Raw genomic sequence first — 16838 nt, 5'->3', positions numbered from 1 at the left:
GTTCCGCAGAGTAGACGTTCCGGTTGCGATTCGTTCTTCCGATCGCTCTTATCCCCAGATTTCTTTAATCCCTTTCTTTCAAAGGTGAAATCCGGTGATAAAGGCGCACGCTCCGCTTCTCCAGAATCGAATTCGCCCCTACACTACTTTTCCTAACTGAATTAACTTTCCGTTAGATCCATACGTAACTATTCATACTTTTATTTAAAACAAATACTCAGCCCTATGCCTCTTCCCATAGGCGGCGAACATTATCCATCGCAATGCGTGAGGCAGTTTGGCAATTTTCCATGCCCTCGAATTCAACCGAAATATATCCGTCATACCCGGATTGCTTCAATACACGGAACACCTCAGGCATGTCGATATCGCCATTGCCTACAATAGCACCGCGCAGGTAATTGCCGTGCGAGGTTTGGAACCAGCCTTCACCAGGATTCCGATACAAAGATCTCCAGTAGAAGTCCTTGGCGTGCACAATTGACGCGTATGGAATGTTATTTTTCACAGCACTCACCGGATCTTCATCCACACAGAGAAAATTACCGACATCCAGCGTGGTCTTGAAATTTTCCCGTGCCGTTTCATGCAGCAGACGCTGAATTCGCTCGCTGGACTGCACATAGTACCCGTGATTCTCTACACTCGTTGTAATTCCGAAGCCTGCTGCATAATCGGCAATTCGCTGGCATGCCTGCACCAGTACCGGCAGGTCCGTTTCAAACTGCGCTACAGTCCCTTCTTCGGCCGGACGAAAAGCTACATCATGACGCATAAGCTTAACACCCAGCGCAGCAGCCACATCCACATGCCGCATCACATTCTGTATCTCTTGCTCCAGCGCATCGGCGTCCTCCTGTACAGCGAAGTTTGCGCCAATCGCATAATTGGAAATGTCGATTCCGACCTCTTCTGCAGTATGTTTAATTTCATCAATCAACTCCGGATTGTCGATCAGACTGAATCCCATCGGTACAATTTCCACATGCTCGCCGCCCTGGTCAGCGATAAATCGGATGGCATCCGGTACGGTCAATTCATTGCGATCAAGTGCCTGCTGCAAACTGTAGGTACTAAGTCCAACTTTCATACTTCACCTCATCCTCTCATGTAGTCGATGACCATACCCAACGTATACCTTTTTCCGGATGGCTCGACAATTCCCAATAATCGTTTGCTATGCTTTTTTCCTTTTCCTAGCCCAAATCTGCCTTATTTACAAAAGTTACTGCCTGATCGGTCGTCTTATGCAGCTCAAACACGATGATTTCATTTACACCTTGGCGCAGCAGGGGCGCAGGGACGTACAAGGTTTTTTGCGGCCCCTTATCCCAGTATCGCCCCAGATTGAAGCCGTTTACATAAACGACGCCCTTGGTCCAATGGTCCAGTCGCAGAAAGGTATCCTGCGCTTCGTTGACTTGAAAGTTCCCCCGGTAAAATGCCGGACCCTCCATATCTGTAGATCGTTCGCCGAATTGCAATCCGGATAGATCCGTCAGCGGCAGACAATGAATCGTCCAATCGAATAGAAATTGAAAGCCATGACGTACTCCCTCTGTAATGCCCTTCGGATCTCTCAGGTAAGGTCCATAGTTGATACGCCCCATGTTTTCAACAAGGATCGTAATGTCCGCACCCTCTTCAGGCACTTCAAAGGATACTGACAAAGCATCGTTCCCGCGTTCCAGCACGCCCTGAAATTGTCCATCCACAAACACCAGTGCACGGTCATGCACCTCTTGAACCACCAGCTCCTGCCGCTCTCTGGGCCCGGAAATTCGGGTTTGGTACAAAATAAATCCATAATCCTGACCGAGTTTTTCCATCGGTTCCGGATTGGTTCGCTGAACTGGGACCGAGATATTGTCCACCTGTCTCAGCAGTTCGGCCTGTTCCGTCAACTCCACTCGCCCGTAGGCAAAGGTGCCCTTTGATTCAGGCAGCACAAGCTCTCCCATATCGCGGCCGCTGTACCGGGCAATAAGATCACGTACGGCATGGAATTTTGCTGTTGGCTCCCCTGATTCGCTGAGCAGAGAATCGTAATCATAACTTGTAATGGTAGGCTCGTATTGATCCTTTTGCTGACAATTGGCCCCGTTGTAGAATCCGAAGTTTGTTCCACCATGGAACATATAAAAGTTAACTGAAGCACCTTCTCTCAGCATCTCTTCGAATACACCAGCTACATCCTCTGCATCACGAGTATGATGCGACTCCCCCCAGTGATCAAACCAACCGTTCCAGTATTCCATACACATCAGTGGTTCTTCGGCTTGATATGTGCGCAGCTTGGCAAAAGCCCCTTGCGTCCCTGAGCCAAAATTGACCGTAGCCAGGTGTCCTGGCACTGATCCAGCCTGCAGCATGTGGTCTGTCGGTCCGTCCGAGGTAAAGAGCAGTACATCGATACCACGCCGCACCATGCCATCACGCAAATATTTCAGATAACTCGCATCATTTCCGAAGCTGCCGTATTCGTTTTCGATCTGCATCGCGATGATCGGTCCACCTTGAGTGCTGAGGAGCGGTTGCAATTTGGGCAAAAGCACATCATAATAACGGTCCACATTCGCCAGAAACTGCTCATCATTACATCGAAGACGGATAGCATCATCAGCCAGCAGCCAGGAAGGCAATCCCCCGAATTCCCATTCGGCACATATATAAGGACTCGGACGGACAATCACATACAGACCCACATCTCCTGCAATTTGAATAAAACGCTCCAGATCCGCCATGCCTTCAAAACGATACTGTCCCGGCTGTGGTTCATGAAAATTCCACGGCACGTATGTCTCTACGGTATTAAATCCGCAAGCTTTCAGCTTCAATAGTCGATCTTCCCAATATTCGGGCACTACCCTGAAATAATGGATGGCTCCAGAACAAATTTGAACAGGCTTGTTATCATACATGAATTGTGAACCTTGATAGGTCAAAACCGCCATGCTACACCTCTCCCCGCTCGCTCAGATATACACCCAGCCTGGACAACGTCGGGTACCACCTGGATTGATGAATGGTTAGTCGAACCCTTCTCGATGTGACTCTCGGAAAGCGACAAATTCGTTTGTACCCTACAACCGTTCCGGTATATATCTCATCCCAGGTACCGTCTGGCCTGCTAACCTGCAGTGTAAAATGCTCAATCCGTTGACCTATCTGGATATGTTCCATCAGCACAACCCGGTCAAACGTTGTCTCCGTTAGCAAATCCACCTCAATCCACGCCTGCTCTGTTCCTTCCCGCGGACACCAATACGTATCCCGCTGTTCACTCAGCACTTGCGAGGCTTCATGTTGTTCATCCATCGTCTCTGATGCTTCAGCCTTTGCATGCAATGCCAGATTTTCCTGAAACGTGGTACGCAGAACATCTCCCAGCTCCTGCAGCCGTTCCACATCCCGTTCGTGAATAAGGCCACGCGGATCCGGCGGCAGGTTGAGCAGAAAACTGGCGTTGCCGCCTACTGCGCCGTAATAAACGGTAAGCAGCTCTTCTAGCGTTTTGACCTGGGTATCCTCGCTTGCATGATAGAACCATCCTGGACGAATGGATGTATTCACCTCGGCAGGGTACCAGATAAGTTGGTCACCTAGGTCACGGATGACCTCTCTGCTTCCCAAATCACTGTCCTGCGTATTGACCCTTCTGGCAAACTCCCCATCATCCACCTGCTGGGATTGCTCCTGAATCTTCTCATTATCCTGCATATGCGCCGGCACAACACTCCATTCCGAATCCCGTGTATGACCAGCCTCGTTGCCGCACCAGCGGACATCCGGGCCGCATACCGAGATCACAGCTTCCGGCTGGAGTTCCCGGATAAGCTCATAGTAAGCGTCCCAGTCGTAGACCTGCCTTTTGCCATTCGCTCCTTCGCCGCATGCTCCGTCAAACCACACACAGAAGATATCGCCATAATTGGTGAGCAGTTCGTGCAGCTGATGGAGGAAAAACTCGTTATACCTCTCTGAATCCCCGTATGATGCCTCATGACGATCCCAAGGGGACAAATAAATGCCAAATTTCAATCCGCCCTCACGGCAGGCATCGGCCACTTCTTTTACCAGATCACCTGTGCCGCTTCTCCACGGACTGGCTGCGACTGTATGCTCGGTAAACTGACTTGGCCACAGACAAAATCCGTCATGATGCTTGCATGTCAGGATCAATCCCTTCATCCCTGCCGCCTTACACGTCTCTACCCATTGCTCTGCGCTGAGTTCCGAAGGATTGAAGATTGCGGGGCTTTCTTCGCCAGTCCCCCATTCGCGATCCGTGAATGTATTTACCGTAAAATGAATAAAGGCGTAGAACTCCATCTCCTGCCATTCCAGCTGGCGCTTGGAAGGACTGACTTGTGCTGCAGCCTTGACCCAATCGGCTGCTTGCAGTCCATGACTCATCGTGTATCACTCCCGTCATTCGTGGATTGGAATGCACTTAACAGATGTTGTTTGGCTTCTTCAACCATCTGCGGATGAATGGGCTTATGAAAACTGCCTTCATATCGGACACCTGAACCCATATGTATTTCCGTGATACCCGTTTGCCTTACCAAATCCCTAATCCTGTCCAAGGTTACCCCTGAGCCTGCCATTACCGTTATATCCAACGCCTGACCCAGTTCATGGAGCTGTTTCAATTCAGTAATGGCTTCAGGCGCTGTCCGTTTTCCTCCAGATGTCAGTACACGTTCTACCGGTCCCAGCGTGCTGATGGAATGGAGTGTTCCTATCAGACTTGCGCTCACATCCATGGCTCGATGAAATGTAACACCAAGCCCCTGTGCTTCGGCTAGACATGACGCCATGGCTGCAAGATCAACTTCCCCGCCTTCCGACAAGGCACCAATCACAATGCCAGATGCTCCAAGTTCTCTAGCTGTACGCACCTCCTGGGTCATAACACGGATGTCCTCAGCGCTATAGCAGAACGAGCGGCTATGCGGACGAACCATGACATATACCGGAATGGAAACTTGGGACACCACTTGCTCGATAATGCCAACGTTGGGGGTAAGGCCTCCTTCAGACATGGCAGAGACCAGTTCAATTCGATCTGCTCCACCCTGCTCGGCTGCCCTGGCGTCTGCTGCATCTACTGCAATCACTTCCAATATGGGCTGTCTCTTCATTGGATAACTCCCTTCGTTCCTTCCAATATATAAGTCCTTGAGGCTTCTCACCATTCACAAAGCGTCCGGTTTTTTGACCTTTTGTGCCTGCTGGCCGAGTGGTATAATCTGTGTCAACAAGTTCAAGGCGGTGATTCCATGGATACGGATGTGATCTTTCCCAATATGACGAGCACACTGCAGGTTACGGGTTGTCATTTTGGCAGGAAATCACCCGGCTGGGTCTATCCAAAGCACCATCATCATTTATATGAAGTTCTGTATTGCCAGTGCGGAGAAGGCAGAATGCTGATCGGTGCGGATGAAATTCTGCTTGGTCCAGGAGACTGGTTCTTCATCCGTGCAGGTGCCAGGCACCAGATGGAGAACGCCCATACCAGCGAGTCCACAGGCGACATGGAACCGATCCATCATTCACGCTTTGACTTTTTTAACATTCACTTCGATATTGATGATTCCGAGCTGCGAAGAACGCTGAGCCAGCAGGAATATCGCCTGATTCCCCACAGCAAGGCAGCTGCCACTGAACTGCCTGCCCATGTAGCCAAAATTGAACGGGAAATGCAGCACAGTCTGTCATCGACTTCCCTGTCAGCTCCAAATGGCTCAGAAACCAGAATCACCCTGACCTCTGTTCAGAAAATGGCGCTGCAAGCCTACATCCTCCTGATCATTCAGGAGATCATCCTGCTGCAATCCGAAGAAGCTAATTCTATCCCGGACGCCATACCGGAGGTCACCATGCATAAGGCTGATACTGCACATCGCATCGAAGAGCAGCTGCTGAACATGATTTCGAGTGAAGGTTCCATCTCACAGATGGCCGAGGAGCTGAATCTCAGCCGCAGCCAGTGCACTAAAATATTCAAAGAAATATACGGCATCTCCCCTCGGCAATATGTCACGGAGAAGAAGCTTAACCATGCAAAACAGCTGCTCGTCAGTACCAATAAGACCATTGAGGATATCGCAGATGAACTTGGCTATCACTCCGTCAGCCACTTCTCCAGGCAATTCAGACGGGGTACCGGACTCTCACCGAACCAGTTCCGTCCACGCCCCATGACATAAGGACCGACAAAGCGCATCACTTGTGCATTTGCGGTCCTTTTTCTCACTCTTTGAAGCTTAACATCCAGGGTAAGGGGAGCTCCTCGCCTCTTCCGTTTTTCAGTCCTCTGCGTTTCCATGTAATTGTGCAAATTTTATCCATTGCTTATATTGTTATTTTTGTTATTTACATATCGTTATCATGATTTAGGTTTAGTCTAAAACGTTAGGTTCAGCACGTCAATACAAAAAAAGACACCCCGGAGGGTGCCTATCTTGCCTTGATTTCCTTTTCGGTCATCCTGGCTTTTTTATTTTTTGCGACGAGCCTTCGTCATTCGATTAAACATAATAAGTGCGGCAATCACCATGGCAATCATGGCAATACTACTTGCTGATTCCTGCGACATGCCGAACAGCATACCCAGGTTGGTTACCAGGCTTCTTACAATCAACGCCACTGCAATCAGCAGGATTGGACTCCAAAAATTATACCTTCTCATCCTTCGCAACACTCCTGACCAGATTGTTCAGAATTCCAGGATCTCCTAACAACATCATAACAGTCAGCCTGTCCAGTGACAACATGCCCATCACGGGATGCCTGTATGCCTGTGCTAGACCTGTTTGAACTCAATCCAGTCGATCTGCAGACCCGGTTTGGTGAAGTCCAGCTTCAACTCATACAGCCCTGCTTCCAGTTCTACTTTTACAAGCTTCTGTCTGATCCATTTGCCTTCTGTACCATTGGTCTGAATGGTCGTCATCAACTGGTCATTCAAAAGCACATTACATGCGCTTTGGGCCAGTTCCGGCTCAGGGGACATGATCTGTACGATAATCCGATATTGGCCTGCCTCGTCCACTTTCATGTAGACCGGCTCGCTTACAGCAGGCTTCACCTGTGCATTCTCAGCCAGAGCCTGGGCCTGGTCTGCAGCAAGGGATGCATTGGCCTGGAAGGAAGCCACGTTCTCCACGATTTCGTGTTTTCTCGAGGAAACCGGTGCATTCATGATGAACTTGCAAATATTGATCGCCGAGCGCTGGAGCTCTCCTCGTGTCAGGGTTCCATTTGCCAAGGACTCAATCGTGTTATCATCCCAGCCGTTAATCTCTGCGCCATAGTTCGGCACGACCATATACAGATCGTTCTGGGCACGAATCATCCAGTTTGTATATTTGCGGTCAGCCTCTCCGCCTTCGACCACATCGTTCATAATGGCCCACCAGTCTGTCATAACGATCCCGTCGAAATTCCACTCTCCGCGAAGAATGGTCGTGTTCAGATCGTAGTTGGATGCAGCCCAGTGTCCGTTAATCGGGTTGTAGGAGGTCATGATGGAATTGGCGCCGCCTTGTTTCACGGCAATTTCGAACCCTTTCAGGTAAATCTCACGCAGGGCACGCTCCGAGACTACGGCATCGACCTTGCTGCGATGTTTCTCCTGATTGTTGCAGGCAAAGTGCTTCAGGGTCGCATTGGATCCGCCCTTCATAATACCTTTGGTGCATGCTGCCGCAAACACACCCGAGATCAGCGGGTCTTCGGAGAAGTACTCGAAGTTACGACCGTTGAGCGGGCTGCGGCGAATATTGAGTCCAGGTCCGAGCAGCGTATCTACCTGATTTCTTAGCAGCTCCTGGCCTTCCATGACGTACAGCTCTTCAACCAAATCCGTATTCCATGTTGCTGCCAGCAGCGTACCGATCGAGACTTGTGTCGCTTTCTCCCCACTATCCATACGAATGCCGGACGGGCCATCCGCTGTGCAGGCTACAGGAATGCCGTAGTTAAACAGGCTGTCACTGACACCACCGAATGCGGACGCTGTACCGGAGGTAACCAGTGGACTGCTCATACCTTCGCCTCGTACGATCGCAGCCAGATCCTGATCGCTTAATTGAGCGATGAAGGCTTCCAGACTAACTTTTCCGTTTTTGACATCGCTTAATTTGTAACCTTGGTTACCCGTTTGCTCCAGCGTTTGCGGCAGGTTTTGCTCAATCCGGTCTGCCATGGAAACCTGACGCTTCGGTACGTCTACATAAATGAGCTCGTACGACCCATCCGCCTTGCGAACACCTGGCTTCATCCGAGTGAAATCTTCGGTTGGGGCCATCGCCTCTTGCAGCTGCTCTACCAATTCAATCGTTTCTACGATGTACCCATCCTGACCGTCAATTTCGATGGGGTCTGCTTGTTTTACACTGGTACCGACATGCAATCGATACGTACCTTCTTCGAGAACGTAAGCAGATGCATATCCTGTGACGCCTGCATCATCGTAGGATGCCATGGTATGTACCGGGAAGCTTACCGTCAGCAATTCCGATTCTCCAGGCTGGAGCAGTCCTGTTTTGCCGAAGGCAGCCAAAGCCTTCACAGGTTGTCCGAGCTTGCCTTGTGGTGCTTCGTAGTACACCTGTACAACCTCTTTGCCCGCATAGGTCGTGCCCGAGTTGGTCACGTTTACACGGACCTCAATGAAGGTTTGGCCTTCTGTGGAAATCGTGCGAGCATCTTGCGGTTGAATGGCAAACGTCGTATAAGACAGGCCGTAACCGAATTCAAATTGCACCTTTTCAGGTCGAAACGTTTCGAAATAACGATAACCCACATAAATATCTTCCTGATACAGGTTCTTGAACTCGTTGCCATAGTTGCTTGTTGAAGGGTAATCTTCGATGGAATACGCAATCGTATCCGTCAGTTTACCGCTCGGTGTAACGTCACCCGTCAGTACATCAGCAATCGCGTTACCACCCTCCATACCACCATGCCAAGAGTAAATGACGCCCTGAATCGGATGTACATACGTTTCGTTCAACCAGCTCATATCGATAATATTGGAGACATTCAGCACCACAATGGTGTGTTCAAAATGCGCTGTAACCTGCTTCAGCATGGCTTTCTCATCTTCGGTCAGCTGGTAGCTGCCTGGTGCATCGGCATTATCCTGATCTTCCCCTGCAGTACGTCCAATGACCACGATGGCTTTGCCGGACTTGCTTCTTGCCTGTGCAACCAATTCATCTGTCAGAGGCATTTCCTTCTGGTTCCAAGGCTCAGCGGCCCATACTTTACCGCCATCATCAAATGGATTTTCCTCAATCCACTTTTCATAAACGGCTGCCAGCTCTTCATTAACAGTGATATTCTTCTTGCTGCGAAGCCCATCCAGCAGGTTCGTTGTATATGCTACATGCACGCTTCCGCCTGAACCTGTGCCGCTGCGATAGTAGTTAACTTGAATCCGGCCAAAAACTGAAACGTTTTCGTTGTCACGAAGAGGAAGTACCTGACCTTCGTTTCTCAATAGTACCGCGCCTTCTGCGGCAACCGTGCGGCTAAATTCTGCAAACCCTTCCAATGGAACCCCGATTTGATGTGTACTCAATGATTTCCCTCCTGATTGTTCTCCCCATAATCCATGAATCGCTATGTATAAAATGAACTTGGAACCAACCTACATTAGACCACTTCGATTGCAGAACAACCATCCGATCACTCTTATCCCCAGATTTCCTGACTCCCTTTTTTAAGGAAGAAATCCGGTGATAAAGGCGAACGCTTCGCTTCTCCAGGTTATTTCTGCCCTCTCCGTTCTATTGTACTTGTTACACCAAGCCCCTCTTATAAATGAGATATTCAGTGATTTGGTAGATTCACTTGTACATAGTCCCATATTAACAGATTCTATAGAAGAAAATAACTCACGAAACCGCTTTTTCACATTGTCGACATGACATTTCAGAAAAATCAAACCAAAAAGCCACGAACGCAATCCGTCCGTGACTTATAAATTCGTTTCAAACCGCTATTCAAGTCGTCAGCTTCGCATATAAAAGGAAGAATAACATATCTTCACCCACGATAACGTAGTTCGGAACCTGATAGATCAGATCCACAATGACAAATGCAGCCAGCACGCCAACCATCGTTACCAGATGAAGCGGACGAAGTCTTAAGTGTGCATGTCGGTAACGATGGAACACGAGTGAGGTCGACAGGAAGTAGAGCAATACCGATCCGAAGCCAAATCCCAGCATGAATACATAGTTAAGCTGATTCAGGTACAGCAGCTGAATTGAAGCGGCGATCATACTCATTGATATGTAGATGAACAGATGGCCATAGATGATCGCTTGCCCCGCCGTCTGAATCTCCTTGCTGACCTTTTTCTCCACGTTATCGAAATACTGCCACCACATCGCAATGACGAATATGGAAGTAAAGGCGGCAAACAGGATGGATTTCAGATCCCAGTGATCTGCCTGCAGTACGGCAATAATACTAACTACCGACTCACCGAGCAGGATAAGTGTAAAGAGTGCAAAGCGTTCGAGCAGGTGATGCGTCTGGATCGGTACCTTCACCAGATTTTTGCGTCCAATCAGCGGAAGTACGATATCTACGGCAATCCCCGCATACAGCACGACGTAACGCACCCAGGAATCGAAGAACAGAGAACCGGAGGAGATCAGAATACCGATGATAAAGCAGATCCCGAGATAGCGGGCCGCCTGTTGTTGATGTGTGCTTTTGGACTTGTGAACCGTAAGATACTGAATCGCGGTAAATGCCCTTGAACCGATATACCCTAAGAAGAATGACAGATAATACTGATCAAAGTGGGTGGAAAGACTTGCCGTCATCACGAGAACCGACAGAAGCTGAAGGATGAGAAAGATACGATGGCTGAGGACATCCTGACCGTATCGATTAATGAATAGAGTCTGTCCTACCCATGCCCACCAGACGGGGATGAAGATTAATACAAATTTCATTAGATATTCAAACGAAATAACGCCGTGTTCGGCATGCAGCAGGACATGTCCTGCTTTGGATACGGCTGCGACGAAGAGCAAATCGTAAAACAGCTCCAGCCAGGTAACCTTTTTCTCCATCATCCTTCGATGCTCCTTTGGGTTCAATTCTTCATTTGTCTTATGTAAAAGTTAATCCATTCGCGGCCGGAACATCGTTCTGGCCGCTATGGTTTATATTGTCCATTACTGAGCAGCTGTTGCGGCAGGTTCCAACGCTCTTACCACAATCGGCTGCAGATTGCCTTCGATTTGTTCACGGTATGGTTCGAACCACTCTGGCAGCATCAATTTTTCTCCGAGTGCATCGGCAGGTTCATCTTTGGCAAATCCCGGTGGATCTGTTGCAATCTCAAACAGGATTCCGCCTGCTTCTCTGAAGTAGATGGCATTGAAATATTGACGGTCGCGGACTGGGGTTGGTTGGTAGCCATATTGGTATACGGCCCCTCTCCATGCCTCATGCTCTTCAAAATCTTTGGCACGCCACGCAATGTGGTGTACTGTGCCCGAGCCGCCTACACCCAGAGGTATGCGGGTGACCGGAACGTCCACGACGTTACCGATATCTCCGCTGGAGCGGAAACGGGCGTACTCTTCATTTTCATCCACTCTGACGAATCCCAGAATGTTCTCGAGCGCATCCATCGTTCTCAGTGGATTCACACTGAACAATACAGCACCGCCGAAGCCTTTGATTGCTTTGTTTGCCGGAATTCCTTCATGCTCCCATGTGCTGGCAGCACCCTCTTCCCGTTCAACAAGCTCAAGCCGTAAGCCTTCGCTGTCTTCGAATTGAAGAAGCTCTTCATTGAAGCGACTTGTTTTGGTTACCTCAATGTTATACCGTTCCAGTCGATCCTGCCAGAAGCCAATAGTCCCAGGAGGAATGACATAAGAGGTAATGCCCACTTGGCCGCCGCCAATTTTGCCTCGAGGTGATCCGGCAGATGGGAAGAAGGTAATAATGGTGCCCGGGCTGCCTTTTTCATCCCCGAAGTACAGATGGTACACGTCTGGTGCATCGAAGTTTATTGTTTTTTTCACGAGACGAAGTCCCAGAACCCCAGCGTAAAAGTCGACATTGGCCTGTGGATCTCCCGCAAAAGCCGTAATATGGTGGATACCTGCAGTTTGAAGTGTCATAATAAAATTCCTCCTTGGACTTTTGAATTGGATATGGTGGTTTTAGTTTTTTTATTTATTGTAATTTGTATTATCTTTACTTTAAGATATATGACCGGTTGAATTTAGCTGTTGTTTTGGCTTGCTTGTTCCTGTTTCAATTTATCCGGAGTAACGTCATCGCCGTTCGGATCATAGATGGTGACATTCAACAGAATATCATTGATCGAACCGCGAAAGATTTGCAGGTATTCCTGGCGCAGACGAATTTGTTCCGCTTTCTCCATCTCTGTCAGTTCTGCCTCTTTAGCTTTTCTGGAAAGTTCATTTATTCTGGTCAATGTTGGAATTATCATCTTGATCTCTCTCCTTGTAATTGGATTTAGATATTATTCTTCGGTGTGTTTTTCTTTGAATTAAATATCTTAAATTAAAGATAAATCATTTTTGAGGTATTGTCAACACTTTTATCAAAATGAAATAGCAAAAGAAAAAAAGGCTCCATACGGAGTTTCCACTCCGATGTGAGCCCTTCTTCAATTCCGTTATGTTAAACCAGCTTTTGACCACAGTTGGGACAGAAGTTGGCTCCTTCATTTTTGGCACCACAGTTCGGACAGAAGTTCGGCTTCTTGGCTCCCTCAGAAGAAGATCCTTCCTTAGGCGCGGATGGTTGATCCGTATTTTGGGCTGAACTGTTATTGTTATTATTATTTTGATTCTGGCCTTGATTCTGATTCATGTTCTTCATCATTTCGTTAGCCATATTCATACCCATCATCATGCCCGCCATATCCGATGCTGCGCCGCCACCTTTCACCTTGCCGGATGCGATGCCATCCGTCATGCTAACCTGCTGGTATTTCTGCAGATTACCGATCATCTCATGCGAAGCGGTCTTCGTGATCATGTCCTGAATCTCTTGCGGGTAATTGAAACTCATCACTTGGAATCCGGTTATGCCAATCCCGATGTCCATCATTTGCATATCCAGGTCTTCTTGTATGCCTTTTGCAATCTCCGATGCGTTCGCCTGCAGGTTGAACATATCCTTGCCCTCGCGGCTAATCCACTTCATAAGCAGCTGGTCCAGTACAGAAGTCATGCGGATTTTGACATCCTCGACCAGATAGCTCTGCTTGATGCCTGCAATTTTATCAATCAGCGTGACGTAGTCACTGACCTTGAAGTTGAACGTACCATTGGCCCGAATCGGCATCCCACCGGGGAGCTGTGGTGTCGGAATAAGTACAGGGCTTTGCGTTCCCCACCGAACGGTAAATTCCTTTGTATTCACAAACAGCACTTCGACCCGCAAGCCGCTGTTGAACCCGAATTTAAACCCTTTTAATGTAGACAGAAACGGAATGATCTCGGAATCAATATTAAATGAGCCTTCATCTTCAAAGATTCCCTCAACCTTGCCGTTGTTCAAAAAGATCGCATCCTGACCCGAACGGATAATCAGCTTACTGCCCTTCTTGATCTCCCGGTTGCTCCACTTCCAGAAAATCATGTCATCTCTGAATTCTTCCCATTCCACTACATTCGAAAATTGATTTTTGAAAAATCCCATACTCGTTCCCATCCCTTCTATTTGGTCCTGCCCCAAATGCTCAAATACTAAAACGAACCTCTACTTCCACTATGTGAGTGGCCGCCACGGGTGGTACCTCCACCACCGCCCCCTCCGCCGTTGTTACTGTTTCGTTCAATTTTTTGTTTGGTGACCGTTGTACGGATATATCGGTCCTGACGATCAATTACACTGGAATTACCGGAATCCTCATATGTCGCTCGATTGACGGTGACCCGTCCTCCAGATCGGTAGGCCATTACACCAACTACGATTCCGCCGATTGCGACTGATACAGCAAGTTGAAACCAACCGTTGAATAAAATATTATTAGGATTCACACCCGGTTTGTACCCCATGTACTCGTAAGAGAGTCTGATATATTTTTCAAAAGCTAGCTTATAGTCACCATTGGATAAGTCGGGGGTAATTCTGCTGCGGATAGCTTGCAGCCGCCCATTATCCAAATAATCTTCTGCTTTATAAAATCCAGCCAGGTACACTTCTCGAAAATTCATATCCATTGTCAAAATGACGGCATTACCGTGGGCTTTATCATACCCTAGTGCCTGTTCATCATAGAAATCCTCGGTCAGCAGCTCTACATCCTGATTCTCCGTATTGTTCGTTGTCAGGATAATAAAATCCGTCTGCCTCTCGGCTCCATACTCATTCGCCAGTGCGTTCAATTCGCTTTTCTCCTGCTCACTCAGCAGATTGGCCTCATCATAGATGAGATTTTTACTCTCGGCTGCCGAGGCAGTCTGAACAGTCAAAAAGGAGAATGCCAGACCAAACACCATCATTACCAGCGTGGTCACCATTGCAAGCTGTTTGACCTGTTTCACAGGAACCCACCTCCCATCATCCAGGAGATCAGTTTCAAGGACAATAAGGACACGGCGGAAACGCCGGCGAACCATCCGGCCACTTTGGCTTTGCTAATGGGAGGTTTGCCGACCACTTTACCCGTTTGACCATTCATGGCAAAGGTATATTGGGCACGATTGAAATCGTAATAGACCATCCATACGGGAAGCAGCACATAGTCTGCATTTTTAAGTGTCGTATCGATTTGTTTGTCCGTGTAACTTACACTGTTATAACCGGATACGGTTGAAGCGATATATGAATCAATATAAGATCGGGTCTTCTCCTTGGCCCGCGGATATAACTCTTCATCGGTGTAGCTGTATTTCTCTGCAATGTATCCCGCAAGATACGGGGTCTTGAATTCTTTCAGCTGGTTATAGGGAAACGGCTCCAGCTTATCCATCAGCTCATCCTTCATTTTCTCCGAAGCGTCAATGGGCAGATTCACATAGTTGAGCCGGATTTTCCGATAAATATCAAAATGCTGTGTCTCCGTATAATGGTAGTCGCCTTGCGTGTAGGTTCTCACCTTGGTTCCGCGGCCGTGAACTTCGATTTTGTTATGTAACTCATATAACCAGAACGGCACATACATCCCCGTAATATTCTGAATCCGGTCTGCGCTCATGAATCCGCTCGGGGTCAGCAGGCCGTTCCGGCACCACTTTTTGAATGCCTGCTTCGCCTGCTCCTTACTGATGGAAAAAGGAATAACCATGACGGGTGCCAGATCACCCGTCAGCCGGTCGCTCAGCACAACAGCTGCCCCGCAGAAGCTGCACGTGGTTGCACTTGTCTCCGGTTCCGTGACGATATCCGCGCCGCAGCTGTTACAGTGATATTGCTTCACTTCATTTTCCGTGAACACCTGTTTCTTGAGCGGGTCAGGGATTTGCTCAATATTGTCCTGCCGCCCACAGCTCGGGCAGGATAATGAACCTGTCGCGCTGTCAAAAACCATACCACTGCCACAGTTGGGACACTTGTATTCAATAACTGGCATCTGCTCACCTCAACATTAATGAAATATAATCGGATCCATCCTAATTATTCTTTAGCTTCTCCTGAATTGCTGCGAGTTCTTCCTCCGCACTGAGAGCTGTATTGTCACTATTACCCGCTTCCGCGTTCATTTCTCTCTCCAGCTGCGCAATAAGTTCATCCAGATCATCTTCCTGCTTCCCTGCCCGGAGCTCGGCAAGTGCCTCTGCTTCATTCAAAGCCTGATTGGCCTTCTCTTCCATCGCCTGAAAAGCCGCATTTGCTTTCCCTGCTGAAGCATTCCGTTCATTGGCCTGCTGCTGGGCCTTCGCCTCTGCCATTCTGCCTTTCAGCTCGGTATGTCTGGCTTCCAATTGTCCTAGGTCTGCTACCAATTTCTCATTCATATGCTTCATCATTTTGGCTTTCGCGGAGGCACGTTCATACGCTGCCTGTAATTCGTTCCATTTCTCTGTCTGCTTCACTTTCTTCTCCAGAAAACTCCGAGCCTTATCTTCATCGCCTGATTCTGCCGACTTCTCTGCATACCGCTGCAATTTCTTCATTTCAGCGCTGCATTCGTCCAAAGCTCGCTTCGCCCTGCTCTCCTCCGACAGAACGGCCGCCGTCTCTGCCTTTACCTGTCCCAGATCACTGCTCAGACTCCGCATATATTCATTCACGGTCTTCTCCGGATCTTCCGCCCGAGCCAGTAAGCTGTTCACATTGGCCTTCATCACGTCCCTAAACCTCGATAAGATTCCCATTCCTGTGTTCCTCCTCCGAAAAGTTTACATATACCCTATAATACATGAATTCCAAGAACGAGGTTTCATTTCCCTGGATTGGCTGGTATTTCCCAAATGAAAAACCATCAGCTCCTGCTGATGGTTGCTCTTAAGCTGCACTATCCATTTTTTATGGTAAGGCTATCTGGATCAGGCGGGAAGACTCTCTACCGCGGTAAAGAATACATCCAGCAGTTCTACACCAAAGTTTGCCTCAACATATGCCGTAATATGCTTCAGATCCTCCTCATGCTGATACTCCAGACATGGACGACCTTCGCTCCAGAGCACTCTGCACGTAAACTCATTAACCACGCATTGAATAATCTGATCCTGCTCTACCGCTTCACGAAATGCTGACATCGCATGACGCTCCTTTCTTCCTTTACCATCGTTGATGCTATGTATTCATTTTGAAAAAATGGATTCCGAACTTCCGTGATAATTATCACAAGGTCGTAGTGCAGC

General features: G+C 48.4%; 15 protein-coding genes. 1 reads left to right on the top strand and 14 read right to left on the bottom strand.

The window, feature by feature from the left end:
• Positions 1-223: 223 nt before the first annotated feature.
• From AC3WQ3_RS21560 to AC3WQ3_RS21545, 4 genes are all read right to left on the bottom strand, one after another.
• Positions 224-1090 carry a sugar phosphate isomerase/epimerase family protein gene (locus tag AC3WQ3_RS21560; protein WP_492473481.1) on the bottom strand — a complete coding sequence of 289 codons (867 nt, stop codon included), beginning with the start codon at positions 1088-1090 and terminating at the stop codon, positions 224-226.
• A gap of 106 nt (positions 1091-1196) precedes the next feature.
• A complete protein-coding gene (locus tag AC3WQ3_RS21555) occupies positions 1197-2954 on the bottom strand; it encodes a glycoside hydrolase family 35 protein (protein ID WP_492473480.1) in 1758 nt (585 codons plus the stop codon).
• Between the two features lies 1 nt (position 2955).
• A complete protein-coding gene (locus tag AC3WQ3_RS21550; protein WP_492473479.1) occupies positions 2956-4416 on the bottom strand; it encodes an alpha-L-fucosidase in 1461 nt (486 codons plus the stop codon).
• Complete coding sequence (locus AC3WQ3_RS21545; protein WP_492473478.1) at positions 4413-5147, bottom strand: copper homeostasis protein CutC; 735 nt, start codon at positions 5145-5147, stop codon at positions 4413-4415. Before AC3WQ3_RS21545 ends, AC3WQ3_RS21550 begins: the two co-directional genes overlap by 4 nt.
• Before the next feature lie 138 nt (positions 5148-5285).
• Here AC3WQ3_RS21545 and AC3WQ3_RS21540 point away from each other — a divergent pair, with 138 nt between their 5' ends.
• A complete protein-coding gene (locus AC3WQ3_RS21540; RefSeq protein ID WP_492473477.1) occupies positions 5286-6218 on the top strand; it encodes a helix-turn-helix domain-containing protein in 933 nt (310 codons plus the stop codon).
• 290 nt (positions 6219-6508) lie between these two features.
• Here AC3WQ3_RS21540 and AC3WQ3_RS21535 read toward each other — a convergent pair whose 3' ends face one another.
• The 10 genes from AC3WQ3_RS21535 to AC3WQ3_RS21490 form a co-directional block, all read right to left on the bottom strand.
• A complete protein-coding gene (locus AC3WQ3_RS21535) occupies positions 6509-6700 on the bottom strand; it encodes a hypothetical protein (RefSeq protein WP_095362005.1) in 192 nt (63 codons plus the stop codon).
• Between the two features lie 114 nt (positions 6701-6814).
• Positions 6815-9598 (bottom strand): glycoside hydrolase family 3 C-terminal domain-containing protein, encoded by a 2784-nt coding sequence (locus AC3WQ3_RS21530; RefSeq protein WP_492473476.1) that lies wholly within the window; start codon positions 9596-9598, stop codon positions 6815-6817.
• A gap of 424 nt (positions 9599-10022) precedes the next feature.
• Positions 10023-11111, bottom strand: coding sequence for a low temperature requirement protein A (locus AC3WQ3_RS21525; protein ID WP_492473475.1), 1089 nt, complete (start codon positions 11109-11111; stop codon positions 10023-10025).
• 102 nt (positions 11112-11213) lie between these two features.
• Entirely contained in the window at positions 11214-12173 is a 960-nt protein-coding gene (locus AC3WQ3_RS21520) for a ring-cleaving dioxygenase (protein WP_492473474.1), read from the bottom strand.
• Positions 12174-12277: 104 nt separating this feature from the next.
• Positions 12278-12508: a DUF896 domain-containing protein gene (locus AC3WQ3_RS21515; RefSeq protein ID WP_492473473.1), complete on the bottom strand. Its 231-nt coding sequence runs from the start codon at positions 12506-12508 to the stop codon at positions 12278-12280.
• 194 nt (positions 12509-12702) lie between these two features.
• Entirely contained in the window at positions 12703-13728 is a 1026-nt protein-coding gene (locus AC3WQ3_RS21510; protein WP_492473472.1) for an SPFH domain-containing protein, read from the bottom strand.
• A 47-nt stretch (positions 13729-13775) separates the two neighbouring features.
• Positions 13776-14534 (bottom strand): TPM domain-containing protein, encoded by a 759-nt coding sequence (locus AC3WQ3_RS21505; RefSeq protein ID WP_492473516.1) that lies wholly within the window; start codon positions 14532-14534, stop codon positions 13776-13778.
• Positions 14535-14572: 38 nt separating this feature from the next.
• Positions 14573-15604 (bottom strand): TFIIB-type zinc ribbon-containing protein, encoded by a 1032-nt coding sequence (locus AC3WQ3_RS21500; RefSeq protein ID WP_127540562.1) that lies wholly within the window; start codon positions 15602-15604, stop codon positions 14573-14575.
• A 40-nt stretch (positions 15605-15644) separates the two neighbouring features.
• A complete protein-coding gene (locus AC3WQ3_RS21495) occupies positions 15645-16349 on the bottom strand; it encodes a PspA/IM30 family protein (RefSeq protein WP_492473471.1) in 705 nt (234 codons plus the stop codon).
• A gap of 171 nt (positions 16350-16520) precedes the next feature.
• Positions 16521-16733 (bottom strand): hypothetical protein, encoded by a 213-nt coding sequence (locus tag AC3WQ3_RS21490; RefSeq protein ID WP_492473470.1) that lies wholly within the window; start codon positions 16731-16733, stop codon positions 16521-16523.
• Positions 16734-16838 lie beyond the last annotated feature (105 nt).

The organism is Paenibacillus sp. FW104-T2 (genome assembly GCF_058789975.1).
This window is presented reverse-complemented; position numbering and strand designations above follow the sequence as displayed.

Excerpts from the sequence above, each read along its gene's own strand:
- AC3WQ3_RS21515 (WP_492473473.1), bottom strand. The coding sequence starts at position 12,508 with ATGATAATTCCAACATTGACCAGAATAAATGAACTTTCCAGAAAAGCT.
- AC3WQ3_RS21560 (WP_492473481.1), bottom strand. The coding sequence starts at position 1,090 with ATGAAAGTTGGACTTAGTACCTACAGTTTGCAGCAGGCACTTGATCGC.
- AC3WQ3_RS21525 (WP_492473475.1), bottom strand. The coding sequence starts at position 11,111 with ATGATGGAGAAAAAGGTTACCTGGCTGGAGCTGTTTTACGATTTGCTC.
- AC3WQ3_RS21540 (WP_492473477.1), top strand. The coding sequence starts at position 5,286 with ATGGATACGGATGTGATCTTTCCCAATATGACGAGCACACTGCAGGTT.
- AC3WQ3_RS21520 (WP_492473474.1), bottom strand. The coding sequence starts at position 12,173 with ATGACACTTCAAACTGCAGGTATCCACCATATTACGGCTTTTGCGGGA.
- AC3WQ3_RS21505 (WP_492473516.1), bottom strand. The coding sequence starts at position 14,534 with ATGATGGTGTTTGGTCTGGCATTCTCCTTTTTGACTGTTCAGACTGCC.
- AC3WQ3_RS21495 (WP_492473471.1), bottom strand. The coding sequence starts at position 16,349 with ATGGGAATCTTATCGAGGTTTAGGGACGTGATGAAGGCCAATGTGAAC.
- AC3WQ3_RS21545 (WP_492473478.1), bottom strand. The coding sequence starts at position 5,147 with ATGAAGAGACAGCCCATATTGGAAGTGATTGCAGTAGATGCAGCAGAC.
- AC3WQ3_RS21490 (WP_492473470.1), bottom strand. The coding sequence starts at position 16,733 with ATGTCAGCATTTCGTGAAGCGGTAGAGCAGGATCAGATTATTCAATGC.
- AC3WQ3_RS21500 (WP_127540562.1), bottom strand. The coding sequence starts at position 15,604 with ATGCCAGTTATTGAATACAAGTGTCCCAACTGTGGCAGTGGTATGGTT.
- AC3WQ3_RS21550 (WP_492473479.1), bottom strand. The coding sequence starts at position 4,416 with ATGAGTCATGGACTGCAAGCAGCCGATTGGGTCAAGGCTGCAGCACAA.
- AC3WQ3_RS21555 (WP_492473480.1), bottom strand. The coding sequence starts at position 2,954 with ATGGCGGTTTTGACCTATCAAGGTTCACAATTCATGTATGATAACAAG.
- AC3WQ3_RS21510 (WP_492473472.1), bottom strand. The coding sequence starts at position 13,728 with ATGGGATTTTTCAAAAATCAATTTTCGAATGTAGTGGAATGGGAAGAA.
- AC3WQ3_RS21535 (WP_095362005.1), bottom strand. The coding sequence starts at position 6,700 with ATGAGAAGGTATAATTTTTGGAGTCCAATCCTGCTGATTGCAGTGGCG.